Below are 3,611 nucleotides of genomic sequence, written 5' to 3' on the forward strand. Positions count from 1 at the left end.
GTCATAGCCTAACAAGTTAATCAACAAGGATAAAATACGGCTGGCTATCTCGCTGCGCTCGTATTTTAGCCAAACAAATTTTACCTTTTATTAAGGCGTTAAATTTTCAATCGGGTTTAGTGATGAATATTGAGATCGTAGAAAAAGCAGATCACCTTAAGCTGATAGAAGTCTGGGAAGCGTCGGTCAGGGCAACGCATGATTTTCTGTCTGAAGATGATCTACAGGAGTTAAAGCCGTTAATTCTGGGGCAGTATTTTGAAGCAGTTGATTTAAGGTGCGCTAAAAACGGTAACGGTGAAATTCAGGGATTCTGTGGAGTACATGACGGTAATATTGAGATGTTGTTCATCTCACCTGATGCACGCGGAAAAGGCATTGGTGCCATGTTGGCGGTTCATGCTATCAAAGAGCAGGGAGCATCAAAGGTCGATGTAAACGAGCAGAATGAACAGGCGGTAGGTTTTTATCAGCATATTGGCTTTAAAGTGACTGGTCGGTCGCCAGTCGATGGTCAGGGTAAGCCTTATCCGCTGTTGCATATGGCGCTATAAAAATTTAACAAAGCCAGGCACGGCGACGTCTTTTCCGTTGCGGCTTCGCCTTCACTACAAAGCCGCGCGTGCTGGCGGCGTTAAATTGCAAAATCAAATATCGAGTTAATATGGACGGATTTACATTTACAACGGAATTAGTTAAAGCACTTGCTTGGCCTAGCTCAGTCATAATTTTAGTGTTTTTGTTAAGAAAACCTATTATTGAGCTAGTCCCTATGATGAAAAAGCTAAAATATAAAGAGCTTGAGATGGAATTTTCTCAAGAGATTAAAGCACTAAAATCAGAGGTTAAAGAAACCTCTGGTGTTGGTACTCCTACCATTACAGTATCAGAGCCAACTAATTCTAAGGCTTTAGATTTACTATCTTTCTCAACAAGAGCTGCAATAATTGAGGCTTGGATTGAAGTTGAAGCTGCTGCAGCAGAGGTCGCAAGTTCTTTTTGGGGGCAGTCACCAAGCGATACAATGAGAAACTACCCGAGACTTGGTGAATACTTGCATCAATGTAAAGTCATTGATGATAAGCAACTGAATACCTTTCAGCGCTTACGCCAACTTAGAAATAAAGCAGCGCATGCTGAAGAGCTTCATTTGAGTGAAGAAGATGCTAAGTCATTTATTGTTTTAGCAGAGAATCTAGCAAAGCATATAAAAAGTGCATAATTGCAATTTAACAAGTTGTTTAAACCGACGTGTAACAGTTGGCTTACGCTCGTTCCTCGCAAGTTTAGCCAACTGCTGGCGGATCCCCTAATAATTGACCGAGCCCCATCGTATGCGTTAGCCGTTGATATTCCCTGATGGCCCACTGATATTGGGTTAGCTTAATCAGGTATCGCCGATGGTTTCTGACCTCGCGACCAAGACGAGGTATCGAGAGCACGCGACGATGCTTGATGGTGTTGGCTTGAAAGTGATAATGCCAACCTGCTTGGGTTGCCACTAAGCCATTCCACCACATTAAGATATCGGCAAGCAGGGCAATGAGTAGCAAGATATTGAGCCGTTTTACACAGCGCGTCCGGTTGTGTCGAAGTGCCATGCCGTAGGCGGTGCTTTTTAAGTCTCTAAAGGCTTCTTCTATCTGCATACGCTTGGCATAAAGCCGTGTGATTTGAACCGCATTCATTGCGTCAGTGGGAATATTCGTCACGAGCAACCAAGGTTCACTGCTCCCTTTTTGATAAAGCGCGTTGGCGGAATGGCGCTGGCATGTGCGGCTATGGCGATGCACTTTGCGTCCTTTGGATGCACCTTTATAGAGATACGCAAAGCAATGGAGTGGCGAACGCTTCGCTAATAAACAGGGGCCAAGAGTGTGAGGTTTAGCTGATGCGTCAGGGTAAAACTGCTTATTGGATTGCCACGGGTGCTGATGGGTTTTAATCGAGACCTCGCCACGTACGCGGCCTAACCAGAACCAGCCTTTTTGTGCCACTTGTCGGAACCAAGTATTTCTAAAGCCAGCATCGGTGACCAAGATTGGGTGGCAACCGTCAGGCAATATCCCTTGGAGCGTATCGAGAAAGCGTTGATGGGTGCGAGGCGAGTTATAGTCGCCATATTCAAAGGCTTGCTCATACAAAGTGACGGCACGCCCATCCACGGCGATAGAAGCACGCAGTGTCATATAGCGCAATTGCTCACGCACATCCGACCAATCAACCAAGATGACGGGACAAGGATTGGCGCGCGTAATCAGATGCGCATGCCAGCGATAAATGAGATTTTTCTCTTGATGTAACAGCGTATTGCCTAATAGGCGGTCGATACGTTTAATCGCATGTTTAACTGAGGTTTGTGTCTCAAGTGCGCGCCCAAGCTTGGTGAGGGTTAAATCAGCGCCGTCGAGTAAGGTTTTAGTGGCAAGAGTAAGAGAAATAAGCCGTTTTTTGTGAATGTTGGGGCACTGTTTTGACAGTGTTTGTAGTAGGATTTGGTCATCACGCATCGTTAGCATCGCTATTGAATCTGTCTGTATCGAGTGTGTTTTTGGCGAAATTCATTAGATCAGAGGGAGCGATGCGTGTCTACCTCATTGTTTCAAAAGATATTTATGAGGGGATTCGCTAGATTGAGGCGTTATGTGCTTTTCGAAATCATCAAATTTAGGAGGTTGAAAAATGTCAGAAAATCAGCCAATTAGAGTGACTGAAGAATCTCCTTCAGTTCAAGCTCATTTAGCGATGTTGCAAAATGTTATACAGAGAATGGCATCAAATAGCTCTTCATGTAAATCATGGTGTATTACCCTGGTTTCTGCTGTGCTTGTAATAGTTGCTGATAAAGGAAAACCAGATTATGCATGGATTGCATTATTACCTACGGTAATATTTGCCTGTTTAGATGCATATTACTTGGCGTTAGAAAAGGGTTTTAGAGAGACTTACAATAAATTCGTCGAAAAACTACATAGTAAGTCGTTAGTTAGTTCTGATTTATATGCAATCAAGCCACAGGAGAAAATGTCAAAACATCAGATTGATGCAATGAAGTCAATTTCGGTTTGGGGATTTTATATTCCATTAGTATTTATGATTTATATAACTAAAATAATAGCAATTGGTTGATTATGGCGGGTGTTGTAAAAAGAAAATACGAATCAGAAACAAGAAGATTACAAAAGTCATTTACACGACCTTTGAATTTAATCTCAGAGGCATTACCTGCTGAATATGATAAACATTTGTTGTTAAAGTTATTTAAAGAATTATTCCCGCTAATGTGGGATAGCCTAAACAAAAGATATGAACAATATGAAAGCAAGGATAAATCCCTAGCTAAAGTCGGTAAGAAAAAAAGATACTATCACGATAAGCCTGATGTTTTTTTCTTTAAGTTACTTAAAGTTAAGCATATGGTTTCACAAGGGCAGCTTGCAAGACATAAGAAAAAACTTAACGAAAAAAATGCTCAACTGGCATATCAATCATTACTGAATAAAGCAAATAATAAAGCAAAGGCGCATGAGAATAAAATGGCATCTATAAATAGAGATCTACAAACAGTAGATCCGCTATATATTGATGCATTTTTATCTGCTTACCATAAA

4 protein-coding genes and 1 pseudogene are annotated in these 3,611 nt (G+C 41.7%); 4 read left to right on the forward strand and 1 reads right to left on the reverse strand.

Annotated elements, in window-relative coordinates:
• The first annotated feature begins 122 nt into the window (after window positions 1-122).
• Window positions 123-554, forward strand: coding sequence for an acetyltransferase (locus BZJ19_RS16780; RefSeq protein WP_077676466.1), 432 nt, complete (start codon window positions 123-125; stop codon window positions 552-554).
• A 110-nt stretch (window positions 555-664) separates the two neighbouring features.
• Entirely contained in the window at window positions 665-1,222 is a 558-nt protein-coding gene (locus BZJ19_RS16785) for a hypothetical protein (protein WP_077676467.1), read from the forward strand.
• Between the two features lie 64 nt (window positions 1,223-1,286).
• On the opposite strand, the gene BZJ19_RS16790 is transcribed toward BZJ19_RS16785, so the two are convergent.
• The gene (locus BZJ19_RS16790; protein ID WP_077676468.1) at window positions 1,287-2,510 is read right to left on the reverse strand and encodes an IS4 family transposase; all 1,224 of its coding nucleotides are present in this window, start codon (window positions 2,508-2,510) and stop codon (window positions 1,287-1,289) included.
• Between the two features lie 172 nt (window positions 2,511-2,682).
• Between BZJ19_RS16790 and BZJ19_RS16795 the strand changes: the two genes are divergently transcribed.
• Complete coding sequence (locus tag BZJ19_RS16795) at window positions 2,683-3,129, forward strand: hypothetical protein (protein WP_077676469.1); 447 nt, start codon at window positions 2,683-2,685, stop codon at window positions 3,127-3,129.
• A gap of 2 nt (window positions 3,130-3,131) precedes the next feature.
• Window positions 3,132-3,611 (forward strand): annotated as a pseudogene (locus tag BZJ19_RS16800) (toll/interleukin-1 receptor domain-containing protein); the annotation flags it as partial.

Source organism: Salinivibrio proteolyticus, from assembly GCF_001996165.1.
Taxonomy (GTDB): Bacteria; Pseudomonadota; Gammaproteobacteria; order Enterobacterales; family Vibrionaceae; genus Salinivibrio; species Salinivibrio proteolyticus.